14 protein-coding genes are annotated in these 22,039 nt (G+C 39.6%); 3 read left to right on the forward strand and 11 right to left on the reverse strand.

What is annotated here, in order from left to right; all coding sequences use genetic code 11:
- Positions 1–76: 76 nt before the first annotated feature.
- Together ACW6NC_RS05370 and ACW6NC_RS05375 are read left to right on the forward strand one after the other, a co-directional pair.
- Entirely contained in the window at positions 77–808 is a 732-nt protein-coding gene (locus ACW6NC_RS05370; protein ID WP_457864178.1) for an SDR family oxidoreductase, read from the forward strand.
- Between the two features lie 89 nt (positions 809–897).
- Positions 898–2,073 carry an MFS transporter gene (locus ACW6NC_RS05375; RefSeq protein ID WP_457864179.1) on the forward strand — a complete coding sequence of 392 codons (1,176 nt, stop codon included), beginning with the start codon at positions 898–900 and terminating at the stop codon, positions 2,071–2,073.
- A 9-nt stretch (positions 2,074–2,082) separates the two neighbouring features.
- On the opposite strand, the gene ACW6NC_RS05380 is transcribed toward ACW6NC_RS05375, so the two are convergent.
- A complete protein-coding gene (locus ACW6NC_RS05380; RefSeq protein WP_457864180.1) occupies positions 2,083–3,783 on the reverse strand; it encodes a mechanosensitive ion channel family protein in 1,701 nt (566 codons plus the stop codon).
- Between the two features lie 259 nt (positions 3,784–4,042).
- Here ACW6NC_RS05380 and ACW6NC_RS05385 point away from each other — a divergent pair, with 259 nt between their 5' ends.
- Positions 4,043–4,420 carry a putative quinol monooxygenase gene (locus ACW6NC_RS05385; protein WP_457864182.1) on the forward strand — a complete coding sequence of 126 codons (378 nt, stop codon included), beginning with the start codon at positions 4,043–4,045 and terminating at the stop codon, positions 4,418–4,420.
- A gap of 130 nt (positions 4,421–4,550) precedes the next feature.
- Here the strand turns inward: ACW6NC_RS05385 and ACW6NC_RS05390 are convergent, their stop codons facing one another.
- From ACW6NC_RS05390 to ACW6NC_RS05435, 10 genes are all read right to left on the reverse strand, one after another.
- On the reverse strand, positions 4,551–5,867 hold the full coding sequence (locus ACW6NC_RS05390) for a sugar MFS transporter (RefSeq protein ID WP_457864184.1): 1,317 nt from the start codon (positions 5,865–5,867) through the stop codon (positions 4,551–4,553).
- A gap of 37 nt (positions 5,868–5,904) precedes the next feature.
- Positions 5,905–6,882, reverse strand: a complete 978-nt coding sequence (locus tag ACW6NC_RS05395; RefSeq protein ID WP_457864185.1) for a N(4)-(beta-N-acetylglucosaminyl)-L-asparaginase — start codon at positions 6,880–6,882, stop codon at positions 5,905–5,907.
- A 95-nt stretch (positions 6,883–6,977) separates the two neighbouring features.
- Positions 6,978–8,678 (reverse strand): SusD/RagB family nutrient-binding outer membrane lipoprotein, encoded by a 1,701-nt coding sequence (locus tag ACW6NC_RS05400; protein ID WP_457864187.1) that lies wholly within the window; start codon positions 8,676–8,678, stop codon positions 6,978–6,980.
- An 11-nt stretch (positions 8,679–8,689) separates the two neighbouring features.
- Entirely contained in the window at positions 8,690–11,779 is a 3,090-nt protein-coding gene (locus ACW6NC_RS05405; protein WP_457864188.1) for a SusC/RagA family TonB-linked outer membrane protein, read from the reverse strand.
- 225 nt (positions 11,780–12,004) lie between these two features.
- On the reverse strand, positions 12,005–14,215 hold the full coding sequence (locus tag ACW6NC_RS05410; RefSeq protein WP_457864189.1) for a GH92 family glycosyl hydrolase: 2,211 nt from the start codon (positions 14,213–14,215) through the stop codon (positions 12,005–12,007).
- Between the two features lie 8 nt (positions 14,216–14,223).
- Entirely contained in the window at positions 14,224–16,524 is a 2,301-nt protein-coding gene (locus ACW6NC_RS05415) for a GH92 family glycosyl hydrolase (protein WP_457864190.1), read from the reverse strand.
- A 155-nt stretch (positions 16,525–16,679) separates the two neighbouring features.
- Positions 16,680–18,899: a GH92 family glycosyl hydrolase gene (locus ACW6NC_RS05420; RefSeq protein ID WP_457864191.1), complete on the reverse strand. Its 2,220-nt coding sequence runs from the start codon at positions 18,897–18,899 to the stop codon at positions 16,680–16,682.
- The gene (locus ACW6NC_RS05425; RefSeq protein WP_457864193.1) at positions 18,896–20,005 is read right to left on the reverse strand and encodes a hypothetical protein; all 1,110 of its coding nucleotides are present in this window, start codon (positions 20,003–20,005) and stop codon (positions 18,896–18,898) included. The genes ACW6NC_RS05420 and ACW6NC_RS05425 overlap by 4 nt, the downstream gene beginning before the upstream one ends.
- Position 20,006: 1 nt before the next feature.
- A complete protein-coding gene (locus ACW6NC_RS05430) occupies positions 20,007–21,071 on the reverse strand; it encodes a carbohydrate-binding family 9-like protein (protein WP_457864195.1) in 1,065 nt (354 codons plus the stop codon).
- 2 nt (positions 21,072–21,073) lie between these two features.
- A complete protein-coding gene (locus tag ACW6NC_RS05435) occupies positions 21,074–22,039 on the reverse strand; it encodes a glycoside hydrolase family 130 protein (RefSeq protein ID WP_457864197.1) in 966 nt (321 codons plus the stop codon).

The raw sequence follows: 22,039 nt of genomic DNA on the forward strand, positions 1-22,039 counted from the left end.
ATAAAACGATGTTATTTGGAAATCCTTTAACGACATTTTTCAATTAAGCTCAAGATATTGTGAAAAAGCCAAAATAATGAACCTCAAAGAAAAAGTAGCTTTAGTAACAGGAGCCAGTAGCGGAATTGGAAAAGCAATTGCTGAAAGACTCTCAGCAGAGGGCTGCAAGGTAGCCCTGGCCAGTCGAAGTTTGGAAAAGCTGGCAGAGATTAAAAAAGATCTCCCTAATGAAAGTTTTATTGCCGGAATGGACGTAAGCAATACTTCAAGTGTTTCCAGGGCCTGCGGAAAAATCAAAATGGAATTCGGCAGGATAGACATCCTGGTTAATTGCGCCGGGGTAATGCCGCTTACTTATTTAAAAAATCGACATCTCGAGGAATGGCTTCAAACCATTGAAGTAAATGTCAAAGGCACCCTGCGCTGTATCCACGAAGTACTTCCTTCTATGAAAGCGCAAAAAAGCGGACATATCATCAATATTGCATCAGTAGATGGAAAGGAAATATTTGAAGGTGGTGCGGTTTACGGAGCTTCCAAAGCAGCAATCATTGAACTTTCCAGGGCAATGCGCATGGAGCTTTCCCCGGAATTCAATATAAGAGTTACCTCTATCGAACCAGGAACTGTAGAAACTGATCTTCGTAAAGATATCAGCGATAAAGAGCTATTAAAAGACAAGAACTATAACAAAGAAGAATCCAAATTAAAACCTGAAAATATAGCCGATGCTGTAGTTTATGCCCTATCCCAACCTAATTCTGTGAATATCCATGAAATACTGATAAAGCCCACAGCCAAAAGTTAGTCCAAATTTCTTTAAATAGTAAGGCAAAAACTTTAAGATTAAAAACATCTATTGATAAAATTTTATTCTTCGAAAAATAGCTAAGATATTTGCAGTTTGCAGTACTTATGGAAAACAGGAAAAAACAACGTGTAGCTTTAAGCACATACTTTTTTATTTCGGGTTTTTTCTTTTCGACCTGGGCTTCCCGAATTCCCAGCCTGAAAACATTCTTTGATCTTAATGAGGCTGAATTGGGTAATCTACTTATTACCATGCCAGTAAGCTCTATGATAGGTTTGCCTATTTCAGGTTGGCTGGTCTCCAGATTTGAAAGCAGGTTACCACTACTGGCATCCTTTGTTCTGCTGGCCCTGGGACTTCTGGGAATCGGGTTTACCGATAATTTGCCTACCCTGGTAATATCCATCTCAATTTTCGCTTTCGCCATGCGTATTTTTAATATCTCCATAAACACTCAATCCTTAAGTCTTCAGAAAAAATTTGAGCGAAAGATCATAGGTTCCTTTCACGGCTTATGGAGCACCGGAGGGGTTGCCGGGGTGGCAGTATCCACGGTGATGATAAAACTTGACGTAGCTATATTTTACCATATGTTAATAATTGTGATTGCAGGGGTCATTGCGGCAACGGCAAGTTTCGCCTTTCTTCTAAAAAAGGACAGGTCTTCAGCGGGAAATAAATTAAGACTGGGAAAGCCAGATAAATTTATCCTTTACTTGGGCTTGTTGGTATTTTTCGCTGCAATATGTGAAGGTGGAATGTTTGATTGGAGTGGCGTTTATTTCAGAGAGGTAGTGAACCAGGACATTTTCACATTAGGCTACCTTATCTTTATGATCTTTATGGCCCTTTCCAGGTTTTATTCCGATAAGATCATGGAACGGCTAGGCATGCAAAAAACATATATGGCAAGTTCAGTGTTTATTATTTCCGGAATTCTGCTAATGACCCTTCTTCCAAATTTCTGGGCGGCTCTTTTAGGATTTTGCCTGGTTGGTCTCGGGGTTGCTGCTGTAGTGCCTATGACATTTTTACTTGCAGGGTCCTCGGAGAAATATTCCCCCGGTATGGCTATTTCTATAGTGACTACCTATGCCATCGCTGGTATGCTACTAGGCCCACCCCTTGTGGGTTATATCGCTCATCTTTTTAATTTAAGGGTTTCTTTTGGACTTTTCCTAATCGCAGGGTTAATGTTGATCCCCATCTCGAGACGAGTATTAAGTTTCCGGGAATCACAGGTCGCTTCGGGAAAATCTTAAGGCTTGCATTTAACTTCCAGGTGTTTTCTTTTGGGTCACTGCTCCTTTAGGCGGATAATCCAGGGTAGACCGCAGTGCTTCAATCTGTTCTTGACTATATTTAGGAATGGGCATTTCTCCTTTTTCCCGCCATCTATTCACCTTATTTTCCGCATTTTCACCTTTTTCCTTAGAGAGTCCATTATCTTTAGCCAGGTAAAGGGTTTGAGAAGGAAAGGCGAAATCAGTACCACTATCTGCTACCACATCCATCATTAAAAGCATAAGATCTTCTTTGATTTCCAAAAATTCACTATAATCGAGAGCATTTAAATAAGCGAAAATTTCGATATCCAGAGAGCTCGATCCAAAACCAAGAAATCTTACTCGTGCGGGATCTTCAAAAACCTTTGGGTGACCGTACAGAATTTTCCGAAGTTCAGCCAGGAGGTACCTCAACTGATCGGGACTTGTTTCATATCTGAAATTGATAAGGGTATGAAGCAGAAATTTATCACGATGCGCAAAGTTTTCAATAGTATCTGAGGAAAAGGCACCATTGGGAATGGTTACCAGGGTTCGATCCAGGGTGCGGATTCTTGTTGATCTCACTCCTATTTTTTCCACAGTCCCTGTAATTTCCCCTACACGACAGAAATCCCCTACCCGTATAGGCCTGTCAGCAATAAGGGTAACACTGCCTACGAAGTTTTCAATGGTCTTTTGCGCTCCCAGGGCAAGGGCGATACCTCCAATCCCCAATGCAGCAAGCCCTGTGGTAACATCAATTCCCAGGATACCAAGAATTCCAATTACCCCAAAAATAACAATGGCTATTTTAGCAGCTCTCTGTAGAAACAGGACTATAGAGACCCCGGCAGGATTTCCTCTTAGAATCATCTTTTGTTGAGAGTACTTCCCCAAAAAATCAGACAAACGCCATAAAAGGATGATCAAGGCAGCTATCCCAATAATAAGGGTAAGAACACTAAATTTTTGCCTTATTATAATCGATAAGCCCAAGTTTCTCGAGAAAAGCACGAAAATCCATACAGCTGCATAAAGCATTAAAGGCAATTTCAGTGCTCCGATAACTCCCGATATCGGGTCTTTTTTTGCCTTCTTTGATATCCTTGGAAGTAAAAAACTGAAAAAACTTATCACTCCCCAGGCCAGACCATAACTTAAAAAAACAAGCAGTACAGCAATTATCCATTGGCCTGCGGGTACACCTCCCCAAATTCGATCCTGTAAAAACCCCGGCATTAAACGGTTCACAATAGCTTTACGATCAATGGTTACCGAGGCGATTTGAGATAAACTTTCCTGTGAAAACAACCAAACAGGATAATCATTTTCATCTTTGGTCTGTACAAGAAGAATATCAATAACTTCTCCATCTGCAGACACACTCCCAATCCTGTCCGTATCTTGACCCAGGTTATCATCGGTGCGCCCTTCCATGTTGTTACTGATAAGGGAATAAGGCAGAATATCACCTCCCTGATCAAGCAGGCTGATTAAGACCTGCACCAGTTCTTCACGTTCCTCCTGATCAGATTTTTTCGAAAATTCCAGGTACCGGGCAGCTCGGGAGTAATTTTGACCAGCCATGGCATCTATAAAACCCATTACTGTTCCCCGTGGACTCCTTCGCCCCAACGCATCTTCGGGAATCGTTTCCTGCTGATCCTCCTTTTGAGTTGGAGCACCCAGGATTTGGCCTTCCATGGTTAAAGAGAACAGAAAAAATAGGAGAGTTAAAAAGGGGATGAGCTTAAGGATGGATTTTCTAGATAAATAATAAAGCATGGATCAGCTGAATTGGATGTTTTAAATCATTATCGAAGATAAGAATTTAGAGGATAAAAAGGGAAAGCATTGATAGCGCTAATTTTGGAACCTATAACGGATTAGTCATGTAAAATCAAAACCTAAATAATTCCTTGGAAAAGCCGTATTTTTGGTATGGACATTTAATATCATAATTATGAAAAAATATATCCTCTTATTACTTGTTGGTCTTATGGCTTTAAACTTTACATCCTGTAATAGGGAAAAAGGCGAAGAGATCATAGTTTTGGTAAAATACAAAACCCTCCCAAATAAGAATATAGATGCGCTGGCAAGTATGGAACGTCTCATAGAAAAGGTAAAGAAGGAAGACCATTTTGTTCAAATCAAGCTTCACGTTGACCAGGAAGATAATTCCAACATTATGCTCTACGAAGTATGGAACGACCAAAACTATTATGAGAATCAGCACATGGAAACAGCTCACCTGAAGCAATTTAAGGCTGAATCCCAGGAGTTTTTGGCCGGCCCACCAGAAATATCTTATTGGAAGGAACATTCGGTATATGAATAAAAAGCTTACTTAGGAGAATTTTTCCTTAGCCTTTCCATTGCAGGCTCCTGGGATGTTTTTTTTAAAGAAAATCTTTCAAAATATCCATTTTACAATAATGAACTAATCATTAACAGAATCCAGGCTTAGCCTAAAGGCTTGGACTCATAATCATTTTTCTTTTATTGGTTTGTGCATAGAAAAATATATAACCATAGCAGCAAATGATTAAAATAAAAGCAATATTAAAATTAAAAGAATCGATTAGGAATCCATAAGCCGGAGGAATAATGGCCCCACCAACAATCATGGTACATAGAATTCCGGACCCTTGTGCCTTATCACTACCTAAGCCCTTTAAGGCTAAGCTAAAAATAGTTGGAAACATAATGGAGTTGAAAAGTCCGACAGCAATAATAGTCCACATAGCTGAAAGCCCAATTAAACTTATAGATACTAAAATCATCGTAATCGCCCCTAAAGCGAAAAAGCTTAATACCTTGGCAGGATTAAAGATTGAAGTTAGATAAGAACCGATAAAACGGCCTATCATAGCTCCTGTCCAATAAAAAGTAACAAACACCCCAACTACTGCCATATCACTCGAAGCGGTTACTCCACTGGTCAGGATCCAGCCTGCCATTGTTCGCATAATGGAAGTTGATCTAACTGTTTCAGCAAGTTCGAGGTTTAAGAAGTAGTTCACCATATAACTCCCCAAAGAAACTTCGGCCCCCACATAACAAAAGATACCGACGGCCCCCAGGATGAGGTTTTTATTTTTCAGTACTTTAGTATAGTCATTGGATGCCTTGTCATCATTAACTTTCGGAAGCTTAACAAAAAAGAAAAATAGGGCAATAATGGCGATAAAGGCTGCAATTCCTAAAAAAGGCACCTGGACCGCTGATGCCTCAGCAATATAATAGGATTCTTGCGCGGTTGGATCCAAACCTTCGATCTCAGCAGTGGTCTTCACTCTATCCTGCAAAATAAACAAGGCACCTAAGGCCGGAGCAATAGCAGTTCCGAGAGAATTAAAGGCCTGGGAAAGATTCAAACGGCTAGAGGCTGTTTCTTCCGGACCCAAAATAGTAACATAGGGATTAGCGGCAACCTGCAGGATCGTGATACCGGCAGCAAGGGTAAAATAACCTAACATAAAAACACCGAAAATTCGATAAGAAGCGGCAGGATAAAAAAGGAGACAACCTAAGGCCATGGTACTCAAACCGAGAATAATCCCCTTTTTGTAGCCGATTTTGGAAAGAATATAACCGGAGGGGATAGAAAGCAAGAAATAAGCACCAAAAAATGCAAATTGGACCATTCCCGATTGGAAATAGCTTAGCTCAAAAATCTCCCTTAAACGCGGTATCAAAGAGTCCACTAATACCGTTATAAACCCCCAAAGAAAGAATAATGCGGTTAGAAAGATAAAGGCAGTTCTGTAATTTTTTGATTTCATAAAACAGCTTTGAACTTTTAAATTAAGATATTAAGTGTTATTTTTTTAAAAGCGATTTGCTGGTGAAATTCTCATTGATTGAATTCCCATACTTCATGTAGGTGAAACCATGATGAATGCAGAAACTCCCTACTTCGCCCTTTTTATTTAAGGCAAGAAAAGCCACCTGAAAATCTTTATAATTTGGATTTTTGGTTATTAAGCGGTTCATGGCGATTTCACATGATTCTTGAGGTGATTTGCCCTGTCTCATCATCTCTACAATAAGAAAACTGCTTACATTTTTCATTATTTCCTCGCCCAAACCAGTAGCAACAGCGCCCCCTACCTCATTATCCACAAACAATCCGGAACCAATAATGGGAGAATCCCCAACCCTACCATGCATTTTATAAGCCAGACCAGAAGTTGTACATGCCCCAGCCAAATCACCATTTTGGTCCAGACATAACATTCCTATGGTATCATGGTTTTCAATATTAATAATAGGTTTATAATTTTTATGCGCTAACCATTCCTTCCATTTCTGCTTGGATTCCGGGCTTAGAAGATCCTTTGGCTTAAAACCGTTATTTACTGCAAAGTTATAAGCTCCTTTTCCCACTAGCATTTTATGGGGCGTCCTTTCCATAACTTTTCTTGCCACGGAAACAGGGTGCTCTATATTCTGCAGAAAAGCTACACTGCCACAATCTCCATCGGGACCCATTATACTGGCATCAAGGGTAACAAAGCCATCTCTATCAGGTGCTCCTCCATTTCCCACGGTATGGTTTTGTATATTTCCTTCTTCCACACGTACACCTTGTTCCACCGCATCTAAGGCAGAAGATTTATTGTCGAGTAATTCCCCGGCTTTTTTGCTGGCCTGGTGAAAGTTCCAGGTGGTAAGACAAACAGGCTTTAATTGAGCACTTATTAATTCTTCTATGGAACTCCTGGAATATGAAGCAGGAACCATGGAAAGACCTAAACCGGTTAAGCCTGTCTTTCTTATGAAATTTCTTCTTTTCATAATAGCTTAAAATTTTAGTATTGGAAAATATAAGGGGCCATCTTCTATTTACAAAGATGACCCCTATGATATTCAGTTAAAGTTGAAGAAATTGATTAATTCTTTGCCCACCATAACTCGGTTCCCTGTTCATCAGGACCTTGTATTTGGATGGCTGCTTCAACATTTGCACCGTTAGTATTATACTCCTGGTTTCCATATCTCATACGCTGAGGATATTTACCATTAAGAGTTCCTGCAGAATAGATATCATAATCTGAAACTCCGTTAGCCAGTTCAACCGGATATCCAGTATCTCTAACTATCGCCCATGCTTCAAACCCATCAGTATAAGCAGCGATCCATCTCTGAACGGCTATTTTTTCAAGGTTCTCCTCTTCTGTTCCATTTAACAGCGCCATTTCTTCATTAGCTAGAAACTCGTCTATTTCACTGTCTTCCACTCTCCAGATTTTCATCGCCTGTCTTATTCCTTCCTGGTAAAGCGCTTGGGCATCGCCGGAACTTAATCCCTTAACGATAGCCTCAGCTTGTAAGAAGTTACCTTCTGCAGCAGTAAATACCACTTCTGGGAATATTTCCTCTCCCTGGTTTTTCGGATTGATTATCCAGTCTGCAGGTTCAGAAAACAAATCATTTTTAACATGTGGGTAAATTTCAGAATTCAAACGCGAGGGCTGTCCTACATAATAATCTTCATCCTGTGGCACACTAATAAAAACTTCATCTCCAGAATCTTCTCTGGTATAAGGCACTCCTGCATTATCCAGTTCCCCCAAAACAAAGTCAAGGTGTTTTTCAAATAATGAAGCGGCTGAGCCTTCGGCTGGTCTGGTGAAAGTAAAATCACCTCCGAAAATAGGTTTAGCATATTTGGATAACCTTGGATCGTTATTATCCCTTAGGTAATCCACCAGGGTTTTACCAACATTCCAGTGAGAACCAACCCCACCGAAATTATGCCATATATCCCCATAGGCGGCATTTCCAAATTGATCGATTTCTGTATCCTTCTCCATTAAGGCATTGTCCATCTCTGTGCTTAACAGTGGAGCCTGGAGGGCTTCAGAAATTGCAGTTTCAGCAAAAGAAGCTCCTGAAGCACCCTGTGCTCTTAAAGCCATCCTTAATTTTAAAGTATTAGCCAGTTTTTTCCATTGCTGAAGATCACCATAGAAGAAAAGGTCGTTTTCCTCCAAATACTCAATTCCTTCTCCAGTTACAGATTGACTTCCAATGATAGCCATAGCCTGATCCAGCTCTTCAATTACACCCTGGTAAATCTGGGCCTGTTCATCCAGTTTTGGGGTGATAATATCCGGATTCAAAGCCTCTGAATATGGAACCATACCAAATGTATCGGTATACATCTGGTAATAAAGTCCTTTCATAATAAGGCCTATAGCATAAAAGTTCTCATTCTCCAGGTCCCCGCCTTCTTTCACGAAGTTCTGATAGACACTCAAGTTACTTACATAACCTGCCATCCAGTTATATGCAGCATCGGTATACCCTGCACTATAATTATAGGCTAGGGAGCCAGACCACCAACAACCGTTGTACCCAAAGGTAAATTGGCCTGCAAACCGATCAGCATGAATAAGTTGTGCCCTCCAATAAGGATAACGATTAGGGGCATATAGTTCAATCTGGATACCGGTAAGAAAGTATTTCGCACTAACTTCATCAGATCCAAAGGCGTCTGGTCTTGTGTTGATCTCTTCAAAATCGGAACAACCTGTAAGTGAAAAGACTAACAACAATGTTGCGCCGATTGTCTTTAAAATTCCTTTCATAATAATTTATATTAAAATTTGATATTTATGTTTAGACCAAGGCTACGAATAGTTGGTGCATTGTTCAATGAAATACCCTGTCCTGAAAGACCGGTTCCAATCGAAGCATCAGGATCTATGTCTTCAGCATCTTTATAAAGGAAGAAAAGGTTTCTACCAATAAGACCAATTGAAGCAGAATTTAACCCGGTATTTCCGATCATCTCGCTAGGTAATCTGTAAGTAAGTGCAAATTCTCTTAATCGCACATTTGTTTGGTCATATACATAGTTTGAAGTAATGCCTGAATAACTACTCCAGTATTGCTGGGCACTAATCTGGGTGTCATTTTGTGCACCAGTCTCTTCGTTAATGGCATCAACGGTAATTCCTCCTTCACGATATTGAAGGCTTCTTTCTGATACCCCGGCCGCATCCAGGTAGGATGAAGTTGCAGAGTATATTTCACCTCCAAAACGTCCATCGATCAAAAAGCGTAAATTCCAGTTTTTGTATCGGAAAGTATTGGTAAGACCTCCAATGAAATCTGGTTGGGCATTCCCTAATAATTCCCTGTCATTGGAAGCTACAGGGAAACCTTCCGCATTCACTAGTCTTTCCCCATTCTCATTGGTCTTCCAGGTGGTACCATAGATATCACCAATTCCACCTCCTACTTCAGCTCTAACTGAAAGGCCTCCAAGAGAATTTAAGACAGTATAATCCAACCCGTCTATCAATTCCACTAATTCATTTTCATTCTTGGAGAAGTTAACCGAAACATCCCATCTAAAATCATCTGTTCTAATTGGAATACCTCCTACCATGAACTCAATACCGTTATTTTTAACCTCACCTACATTTTCTTTATAATAACTATAACCTGTAGAAAAAGGTACTGGAACATTGAAAATCATATCGGTGGTCACAATTTGATAAACTGAGAGGTCACCGTATAACCTATTCTTAAACATATTGAATTCAACTCCAAATTCAGTGGATTTCACACTTTCAGGTTTTAGATCAGGATTCAATTTTACACTTGGCCCTTCCAATACCGTAAGTCCAAGATACCCTTGTGTAGGCACACTAAAAGTCTGGTAAAGTTGATAAACACCTGTATCGTTACCTACTTCTGCCCAACTTGCTCTTAACTTCAGCATGTCTAAGACATCATTATTAGGATCTAGAAAACGATCAACTAATAAGGAGTAACTCACAGAAGGATAGAAGAAAGATCGATTATCTTCGCTTAATGTAGATGACCAATCATTTCTAGCTGTTAGATCCAAGTACATAAAATCATCATAGGAAAAGCTAAAAGATCCGTATAGAGAATTTATTTTTTTGGTTCCAAGTGGCGTATGGGTACTGGTTTGAACATTCGTATTATTTAGAAAGGAACGTGTTGGTAATCTAAATTGAGACCCTCTTACGCTCATTCCCTCAAAAGTTCGTTTTGACAAACTCCCTCCAACATTGGCTACAAGGTTTAATTTTTCAGAGAGGTCCTTATTTGCTGTAAATAAAAAGTCACTGTTAATCTCTACATTCTTACGATTGGAAAAATTTAGTCTTCCATCATAGAAGAAGTGGTGACCGTAGTCCTGGATATACTCACTTCTAACATTGGTAACGTCCCCACCAATTCGAATAAATGCAGAAAGCCAGTCATTGAATTCATAGTTTAATTTTGAGAATCCAAGAAAACGGTCTCTGCGTTCATCATTGGTATCCTGGTTTAACATCCAGTAAGGATTCCCTAAACTTTTGTTTTGCCCAGCATAACTTATGGCTCCGTATTCATCAGGAAACATTTCTGGATTACTCCATAAAGATGGTTTATATTTTTTCAGATCATCTATAGCAACGTTTCTTGGCATTCTATATACATAAGCCAAAACTCCTTCTGTACCAACATTTACCCTGTTCTCTAATTCCTGGGTAAAATAGGTGGCTTTAGAATCCAGAGTTAATTTATCCGACAGGTCAATAACTCCTCTTAAGTTAAAGTTATGACTATGAAGTTCAGAATTCGGGATTACCGAAGTGGTCTGGTTATTTGTGTAAGAAAATCTTACACTGTGATTTTCACCACCCTGATCCATGGAGATCGTATTGATACTTTTAATTCCATTTTCAAAGAAATCCTCCACATTATCTGGTTGTGCAGTATATGCTCTTTCCTCCCCAGTATAATATAATTGTTGAGAACCATCTAAGCGGGGTCCCCAGGAATTAGATCCAAAATTATCCAAATCGGAATAGACAGCACCATTGGTTCCCTGACCATATTCATTTTGAAATTCAGGCAAGAACATAGTCTCTTCTATTGAAATGTTGGAGTTAACTGAAATTCCTAATCCAGCTCCCCTTGTTCCTTTTTTGGTAGTGATTAAAATAACCCCACTTGCCGCACGAGATCCATAAAGTGCTGCCGCATTCGGTCCTTTTAGCACGGAAACAGATTCGATATCAGCTGGGTTAATATCCGTTATACCTCCACCAGTTACCGTACTATTATAAATACTTCCACCTGATTCACTTCCGGATGCATCAATGGGAATACCATCTACTACTATTAGCGCTTGGTTATTTCCGGTTAGCGTATTATTTCCACGAATAGTAATCCGGGACCCGGATCCTACTCCACTGGCTTGATTTACAACCAAGCCGGCCACCTTACCAACAAGGGAGCTCGCTACGTTATAATCTTTAACCGTGTTGACTTCATCTGAATCCAATTCGGTAACAGCATACCCTAATGACTTCTTCTCCCTGGTTAACCCAAGGGAGGTGACGACCACCTCATCTAACGCCTCGGTATCCGGAGAAAGTGTGAGGTCAATAGTGTTTTGCCCACTTACTGGGATTTCTTGTTCTTCATAGCCAATCATAGAAAATACCAGAATGGCTTCCTCAGGAACATCGATAGAATAATTCCCGTCAAAATCTGTAGATGTACCATTACTGGTACCTTTTTCCAAAACAGTAACCCCTGGTAAAGGAATTCCGTTCTCAGAATCAGTTACTGTCCCTGTTACTGTCTGCTCCTGTGCAATTAGGTTTTGATTAAATGAAAAAAACATTAATCCCAACAGGAATAATAATTTTTTAACCATGTGTAATTGAATTTTGATTAGTTGTTTCACGCATTTCAGCATGTTTTTGATTATAAATTTAGTTAAATTTTAGGTTTATATTAACTATTTAGAAATGTTTTCGACCGACAACATATTTTAATAGCTAAATAACAAACCTAGGCGAAAACGTTTAAGCTAAAATAGAAAGAAGTACGTACACTTAAACCATAATTTTAATTAATTATTAACAGTATGTAAAATAGTTCAATTGGAGTTAAAAAGGACATGATGGTCCATAAAAAAATGTTCTTTAAGTGAGGTAGAAAAATTAGAAGTCGAATTACTGGCTTTCCTTGATTTTGAGTCAATTGTTATGGAATCATTGCTATAATATCGAGGATTGAGATGAATTTTTATGCTATCAAAAGCCGGCTTTGTAAAAGTATACATAGCATTGGCAGGAGTGATAGGGTAAAACCCCATCATTGAATATACCACCCAGGCACTCATCGTTCCTGTGTCATCATTGCCAGGAAGCCCATCAGGAGCATTTCTGTAATATTTTTTTATAAGTTCTGTGACTTTTGCTGAAGTTTTATATTCACTTCCTTTAATATAATTGTACAAATAAGGATACAGTATATCTGGCTCATTGGCCATATCATATTGGTCCTTTTCAAAAACCAAATTGAGTTTTTTCTCAAATTTTTCTTCTCCACCCATCAGCTTTATCAGCCCCTCAATATCATGAGGAACCATAAATAGGTATTGCCAGGCATTGCCTTCTATATACCCCACATTCTTTTCAAAATTAGCTCCGGCTTCCGGGTCAAAAGGTGTATACCAATCCCCGTTACGATATTTAGGTTGAAGAAATCCATTTTTGGGGTTATAAAGTTTTCTATAAGATAAGGCTCGTGCAGAAAATTTTTTATAATCATCACTTTTACCGAGGGCTTTTGCCAATTGTGCAATAGCATAATCAGAAATATTATATTCCAGGGTGGTTGAAACAGGCCCTGCCACCCCGCCATCTACACTCAAATAGCCATTTTCAAGATATTCCTCTAAACCCGGTCGCAAAGGATTATTTTCCGTGACCGTTGCACCTTTTACCATCGCCTGGTAAGCTTTCTTTACATCAAAATCAGTAAGACCTCGTATGTAGGTGTCTGCGATTACTACGGCCGCCGGGTCTCCTACCATAGTAAAAGTTTCTGTTGAGTTCAGCTCCCATTTTGGTAACCAAGCGTTTTCATCATACATCTCCAACATGGAATTTACCATCTGTAGTTGTTCTTCCGGATAAACCAGGCTCATCAGCTGATGATAATTGCGGTAAGTATCCCAAAGCGAGAACACCGTATAGCGGGTTCCTTCAGTCTTACCAATTTTTCCAGTGGAAATTTCAGGATATTCCCCATTGACATCATTCAAAATATTTGGATGAATTTGAGTATGATAAAGCGCGGTATAAAAGATAGATTTATCATCCTCTGTCCCGCCTGACACCTCAATTCTATTGAGCTTTTCACTCCATTGATCACGAGTCTTTTTGTATACTTGATCAAATGATGATTGACCTACTTCCGTTTTTAAGTTTTCACGTGCATTTTCGATACTGACATAGGAGACTCCAATTTTTACTTCAACCTGGCTTGGCTTATCAAAATTATACCTGAAGTAGGCCCCAATGCTATCCCCAATAACTTCCCGGGTAAAACCCTCTTTCAACCGGGGCTCTCCATTATAAGTCATCCACTGAGCTTCTTCACCGGTATAGGTGTATGGAGTTTTCCAGGCCCCAAATTCCATGGCAGGTTCAGAAAATTTAGCTACAAAATAAACCGGATATGCCGCTTCAGGATTGTTATAACAAAAAGAACCTACCGTGCGGATGCCCACGATCTCCGTAGGGGAAATAATTTTCAGTAATCCACCCTGTTCATTGGTTAATCCAAGTCCCAGGTTTAATAAAATATTCGATTTTCCGGCTGGAAAACTATAACGACTGACTCCTACCCTTGTAGTCGCAGTAGCTTCTGCCTTAATGTTATATTTAGTTAAATCTGCTGAATAATAACCGGCCTTTGCAATTTCATTGGTGTAACTTGTTCCATATTCCAAATGGTTTGTCACTATGGATCCTGTAGTGGGCATGGTAATAATAACGCCTAGGTCAGGACAGCCAACCCCACTTAAATTAACGTGAGAGAATCCGGTTAAAAATTCATTTTCAAAAACATATGGGTTAGACAACCATTGGTTATCCTTCTCCAAAGGGTTGAGATCAAGATTTCCGGCAACATTAAAAGGAGAAACACTTGCCATCCCTCGTGGGGCAATAGCACCAGGGTGGGTTGCTCCGTAATTGGAAGTACCTATAAAGGGATTGACATAATCTACGGGAGTCTTTTGTGCTAGCCCATACTTCATGTTCAGTACCAGCAGGAATAATAAAGCTGCATTTTTCATAACCTGAATTAATTATTATTAGAACTCATCGAGAAAGGAGCATCCTCTTTCCGAATCCCTCTTTCCTTATTCGGGCTGTCGGTCATTTCAAGTTGAAGCTCTCCTCCGTTAAGAATATCCTCATATTTTAAATAGGTTTTATCCCAAGAAATTCCGTTAAGGCTTGCCTTTTGGATATAAAAGTTCTCTTCTGAATTATTATTTGCAATGATCTCAAATTCATTACCGTTCTCCAGTTTTAGTGTAGCCTTATCAAATAAAGGGCTACCTATTACATATTGATCACTTCCGGGTGTTACCGGATAAAAACCCAATGAACTAAAGACATACCAGGCAGAGGTTTGACCATTGTCCTCATCACCGGGGTATCCATCCGGGGTTGGCGCATAGAGTTTTGTAAGCACCTCCCTGATCCTTTTTTGGGTTTTCCAGGGTTCCCCGGCATAATTGTATAAATAGATCATATGCTGGATCGGCTGATTCCCGTGAGCATAATTCCCCATATTTACGATTTGCATTTCCCTGATCTCGTGTATGGTAAATCCATAATAAGAATCATCATAATCCGGTGGCATTTCGAAAACCTCATCGAGTTTTCCAGTGAAGGCCTTATTACCTCCCATTAGGTTGATAAGCCCTTCTATATCCTGAAAAACAGACCAGGTATAATGCAAGCTATTACCTTCGGTAAAGGCATCACCCCATTTGAGCGGATTAAAAGGCTTCTGAAAACGACCATTCTTATTTTTTCCTCGCATTAGATTGGTCGTCGAATCGAATAAATTTTTATAGTTAAGCGCTTGCTGATAAAAGCGGTCTGCATCCTTTTTTCTGCCCAGGTCTTCTGCCATTTTCCCAATAGTCCAGTCAGCATAGGCATATTCCAGAGTTCTGGCTGCATTTTCATTGATATCCACATTGTAAGGAACATAACCCAGTTTATTATAAAAATTCAAACCTTCACGTCCGACCGAAGCTACTGGTCGGCCTTTTTCAATATTGGCATTTTTAAGGATTGCCTGGTAAAGCACTTCAATATCCTCGGGATACACATTTCCCTTTAAATAGGCATCTACAATTATCGGGGCGGAATTAGAACCTATCATCACATCCCGGTGTCCAGGGCTAGCCCACTCTGGTAGCCAACCGGACTCCTTATAAGTATTGGCTAATCCAGCCATTATTTTTTTATTGAGTTCCGGGTACATCAAATTAAAAAATGGGAACACTGCTCTGAAGGTATCCCAGAATCCATTATCAGTAAACATATATCCAGGTAATATTTTCCCATTATAGGGACTGTAATGCACCCTTTTTCCTTCTTTATTTATTTCATAGAATTTCCGTGGAAATAATAATACCCTATAAAGGCTTGAGTAAAAGGTTTCTATTTGGTCTGTATTCTCCCCTTCTACTTTTATTCTACCAAGTTCCTGGTTCCATGTATTCTTAGCCTTGTTTTTTATTTCTTCAAAAGCACTTTGACCAATTTCTGAATCAAGATTTAGTTGGGCTTGCTCGTGGCTAATAAAGGAAGAAGCTACTTTTACATTGACCTCTTCTCCTTTTTTGGTTTTAAATCCAATAATAGCTCCAACGTGATTCGCCTCTGCACGCGTCGCATGTTCTTGAAGTTCCCAATTATCTTTCCAAGTATGGCTTACTTCAAAATCCTTATCAAATTCAGCTACGAAATAATTATGAAAATTTTCAGGTACGCCCCCGTGGTTATTCCTGGCATATCCTATTATCTTCCGTTCTTTTGGAATAATTTTTACCATTGACCCTTTATTAAATGCATCCAAAACGATATAGGCACTGTCAGATTCCGGAAAAGTAAATTTAAAATAGGCAGCACGCTCTGTTGGAGCAACTTCCGCGGTAACATCATAATCGGCTAAATAGACACTGTAATGATGTGGCCTGGCTTTTTCGGCTTTGTGAGAAAACCAGGATGCCCTCTCCTGTTGTTCGAATTTTAATTCCCCGGTTACCGCCATAAGCGAAAAGGCTGCATAGTCATTTAACCACGGGCTTGGCTGATGGGTTTGTTTAATCCCCCGAATTTTATGATCGTCATATTTATATGCCCAGCCATCTCCCATCTCAGCTGTTTGAGGTGTCCAAAAATTCATCCCCCAAGGAAGTGCAATCGCCGGATAGGTATTTCCATTGGATAGATTAAACTCTGAATCTGTTCCCATTAAGGTATTGACATAATCCACATAAGAGGGCTGTTTTTTTTGAGCTGTGAGCTTTGCTGAAAAAGCAAGCGCAAAAAACAGAATAAATAATGCATTTAATTTCATTGCTATATATTTTAATTTAATTCCACGGCATTCGATAAGGTTTAAAAAAAACAAATCTTGATCTAAGCTCCAAGATTTTATTTAATGACAATTACCCCTGGTCTATGATTGGTTTAAACTTGTTTATTTCAGCACCGATCACTTATTTAGTTCATTTAATAAATTTTATTGGGCTCCGGCATTTTTAATTTTCTCTCGATGGGTCTATTAGTCATTTTAAAAATAAGTTCCCCTCCAGCCATAATTTCCTTATGGGTTATAAATGACCGGTCCAGTTTTATACCGTTAAGATAAACTTGTGCTACATACATATTATCCTCTGAAAAATTTTCGGTCTTAATGCTAAATGTCTTTTGAGAAGGCAATTTAAGCTCGACGAATTCAAAAAGGGGCGCCCCCAGAATATAAACCCCCTGAACGGGATTGACAGGGTAAAATCCAAGGGAACTGAAAATATACCAGGAAGACATTTGGCCGCAATCTTCATTGCCGCAATGTCCGGCGGGCTCATTTGTGTATTGCGTAGTGAGAATTTCCCTGATCAACTCTTGTGTTTTAGCCGGCTTATCCACATAATTATATAAATAGGCTACATGATGGCTGGGTTCATTTCCATGGGCATACTGGCCAATCATCCCAGTACTAAAAATCGGTAGTTTATCCTTGGCAGTTGGATCGAGGGTGAACATGGAATCCAATTTTTGATAAAATCGATCCTTCCCCCCTGTTATATTTATTAATTCCGGTATATCCTGAGGCACAAACCAGAAATATTGCCAGGCATTACTTTCACTAAAATATTTTGTGTATTCCTTTGGTATAAAATTCTCAACAAAGCTACCATCCCGGGTTTTTGGACGGAAAAAAGTGCTTTTTGTATCATAAATATTCTTCCAGTTTTGAGAACGTCTCAGGAAATATTCATAATCTTCAGTTTTTCCTAAATCCTTTGCAAACATGGCTACACACCAATCGTCATAAGCGTATTCCAGCGTTTTTGAAACACTCCAGTCCTCATTGTCTTCTCCAGCTGGAACATAACCGAATTTCCTGTATAGGTCGATCTCTCTATCGTTGGCCATCGCACTTTCCCGACAGGCCTTATAGGCTAAATCCGTTTCAAACTCAAATCCCTTAAAATAAGCATCGACCACTACCGGCACAGCATGATACCCCAGCATCATATTGGTTTCATTCCCCTGCATGGACCAAACCGGCAGTAAACCAGTTTCCTGGTAATGTGCTAACATCGACTTTATAAAATCAGTGACTTTTTTCTGCTGCACTATCGTGTAAAGAGGGTGAGCTGCGCGAAAAGTATCCCACAGGGAAAAGGTGTCATAACGTTCGAAACCTTTTGCTCTTGTGAGCTCTCCATCAGCTCCTTTGTAATTCCCTTCAGCATCGCTTAGAAGGGTAGGCGCCAACATAGATTGGTACATCATGGTATAGAAAACCGATTTTCGATCCTTATCAGTTGTCCTGATCTTTATTTTTTGTAATTCGTTTTGCCAGGTCTTATCAGCATTATGCCTATAGGCATTAAAATCAAAATGCGGGGCCTCCGAGTTTAGGCTGGCATAGGCTCCTTTTATGGTTGCCGAGGAAACACCGGTCTTCACAATGATCTGTTCATTGGAATTTGTTTGGTAGTTCAGAACTATTTTCGTGTCCGGGGCTGTGATTTCATTTTTTAAAATCCTTTCGCCATCCATGAATAGCTCAAAATCCTTAAAGGCTTTGGAAAACTGCATCACAAAGTAAACACGTTGATCTTTGGCCCATCCAGTTGACTTCCTAAACCCTTCAATAACCGAATCGTTCACCACTTTTATGTGCGTTTCTATGGGCCGATCCCAATTCATTGCAAAACCCAGATCTACATGGATCTGAGAAAGCGAATCTTCTGGAAAGGTAAATCGCTGAATACCTGTTCTTTTAGTGGCAGTAAGTTCTGCTTTAATCCCAAAATCCAATAGTTCTACGGAATAATATCCCGGTGCAGCTTCTTCCTTATCGTGACTGAATGTTGAAAAAGGTTTATGGCTATTCTCAGGGATTCGTTTAGAAAAACGACTATTGGTAGGCATTACCAGAATATCATAAAGATCCCCCGCGCCGGTTCCAGAAAGATGCATGTGAGAAAAACCGGAAATTATCGAATCCTTATAATAATATCCCGCAATCCGATCCCAGCCTGGAATACCGATATCGGGGCTTAACTGCACCATTCCATAAGGCACGGTGGCCCCGGGATAAGTGTTTCCCGGGCCATCAGTACCAATAAAAGGATTTACCCAACTGGTAAGTTTTTGCTTTTGGGCAAATACCGATGTGGCCAAAAGCAAAAACAGGAACAGCACTGAATTTCTCATTTTTCACTGGCCGCTTTAATAGCTTTAAGCTGAGCTTCTGTAAGAGCATTTCCATCAAAAAAGGAAACACCCTTTGCGCCATTTTCTTTTGCTAATCTTATGGCTTGGGTAACCTCCTGAGCACTCATTGGAGGTAGAAAAATTCCAGTATGCAAATCGGTGTTTCTTCCCTTTAAATCTTCTACTCCTTGTTTTGTCGCGTAACCAATCCAATCTACCTCTTCATTATAAAAATTATGATAGATCATAGGCAAAACAGCATCTATCTTCCATTTATCCCATCGTTGTCTAACCATATGATCGGCCATCTCAGGATAAGGAAAAACAGCTGCGGTCAATTTTTTATTATTATCGTGTGCAATTTCATAGGCATCATCTACGACTCCCTTGATTTTATTTAAACGAAATTGTTTCCATTCCATATCCAGGGCCGGATTTTCAAATTCCCTTGGATTCTTATGATGGATTTTTTCAAATTCGGCTATACAAACATCACAGTAACAAAAGTCAAACTCAGGGAGTTCTTCTTCCTGCTCTAAATCATATTTGGGCAACAAGCCAATTGGCAGGAATATATCTGAAAAACGAATATAATCCAGATGAACACTAGCCACATCCTCTACCTCTGCCAGGCCTTCTACTAAACCTAACACATGGTTTCTCGATGCCTCTCTAGTCGGGCACAACCATTGGTAATAATCCACATAAGGCCTTGTTTTATGCGTGGAATTTCCATCCCTACTAACGGTGTACCATTCTGGGTTTTGTAGGGCAATACTATCCCCAGGACGATTCATAGCCATAATCCATGCATGCACTTCAAGACCTTCCTTTTTTGCCAGGGGCGTTAATCTATTGAGCAATTCGGGATCGGTATTGGTATTTATAAGTACAGCTTCAATTCCATTTTCGCTATATTTTTTAAATTCTGCCGTGTAAGAAGAATCCGTTCTCTTTGCATCGGCAGTAGTCCAAACCCAAAATTTAAAATCATCCTGTTTTTTCTCAGCATCATTTTGGGTCGTTCTTTTTGCAGCCCCCAGATTATCCAGACAGGACGTGAAACCAAGGGCAATTAAGGCAATTAATAAAAGTTTAGTTTTCATATTATTTAGATTTTGGAGTTAAAAGCTTACCATCTTCTTTAATGATATAGGTTTCACCGGTAAATGGACTTTCAATGGAGATATTCCATCCGGTCAGGTGATTTTCTAATTTAGGGTATAGTATCTCCCCATTTATCTTTAAAGGATTTATATAAAGTTCGTTAACATCAGAAGCCCACTGCCCTTCTTTTTGAAAAATAGCCTTCTGAGAGCGGTATAACCCATATAAGGCCCATTTGATATTTTCATCTACAGGTATGGTAAATTGATCGGGGTCCCCTGCTTTTTGTGAGGAAAAGTAAACATATCCCCAATGTTCAGGCTCATGCATATTAATCACGCCTTGCGGGGACCATACCCAATTATATTCCGGCAGGTATCCTCCCTCATCATCCTTCTTTCTGGAATATCTTCCTTGGCTGAGATCATGATCCCAGTGTACTCTGGAAAAATTAATTCTCCAGAATTCTTCTTCCGGTAACTCATTGTGCGTATTTGCTTCCTTTAGAACCTCCCAGGGAATAGCTACCTCTATGCTCCAGTATTCATCTTCATCCGATGCATCGTTAAGTGAACCTGAAATATGAACGGCCGACTTCAAACCTTGAATATCCCAACTATCTAATACCGGGGCGGGTTCGCGATAAGGTTTGACAATAAAAAGATCCCATACCGTATTAAGGGCATTCATTTCAAACTCCATATAATTATGGGTATCGCCATCCGGATCTATAAAAATTTCAAAATCATTATTATAAAAAATCACAGTATCGCGTTGTTTGAGCGTTGCCCAAATATGAGGTTCTTCCATCCTGGCATAGAAATAAAGATACTCCTGGTCGTAAAGAATCTTCATATTCGTCTGATATTTTGGAGTCTTTTCCCCCTCAATATCAATAAAATCTTCACTCGATGGGATTTTTTGCCAGGAAGCTTCTTCATCTCTTCCGTCAATTTCAATCTCATCAATGGTTTTATATGCTATATAAGACCTTGGTGGATTCTGAGCAAAGACAAAATTAGCTGTCAGAATCAAATTAAGAATTAAGAACGATTTAAATTTCATAATTACAAACTATTATTTTTTACAAATTCTACAATCTCACTCAGGTGACCAAAAGCTACCGATGTTACGGTATCTGCAGCGCCATAATAAAGTACGAGTTGATCGCTCTTTTCTGAATGTAATGCGGCACAGGGGAAAATCACATTCGGAACATCTCCGGCCATCTCATAAAGCTCCGCGGGAGCCAACAGGTAAGGCTGAGAACGATATTTTACTTTGTCGGGCTGGTTTTCATCTAAAATAGCGGCTCCAATAGAGTATCTAAATCCGTTACAAGTATTTATGACCCCGTGATAAAATAGCAACCAACCTTCTTTAGTTAATATTGGAGCTGGCCCGGCTCCTATTTTAGTACATTGCCAGGCGCTTTTTTCAAAGGGAGTTACTTTCATTACACATCGGTGCTCCCCCCAGTATTTCATATCGGGACTATAGCTAATGTAAATATCACCAAATGGAGTATGCCCGTTATCACTGGGCCGGCTCAACATCGCATACTTCCCATTAATTTTCTTTGGAAATAAAACCCCGTTACGGTTAAAGGGTAGAAAAGCATTTTCACATTGATAAAATTCTTTAAAATCAAAAGTATATCCTAATCCTATTGTCGGACCGTGGTAACCATTACACCAGGTAATCCAGTACCGATCTTCTATGAAAGTCACTCGTGGATCATATTTATAATCCGAATCGATCATCTCGGTATTACCAGGTTTAAAGTCAATAGGTTTGTGGTTTATTTCCCAATCTAAGCCGTTACTGCTGTAACCTGCATGAATATTCATTTGCACAGCTTTGTTATCACACCTGAAAACTCCTGCAAAACCATCCTGGAATGGAACCACTGCAGAATTGAAAATACTGTTAGAGGTGGGTATAGCATACCGATCAATTATGGGGTTTTGCGTATAACGCCACATCACATCTTTAGCATCAGGTCTTCTTTGTTCCCAGGGTATTTCTTGCAT

Source organism: Salegentibacter profundi, assembly GCF_054121475.1.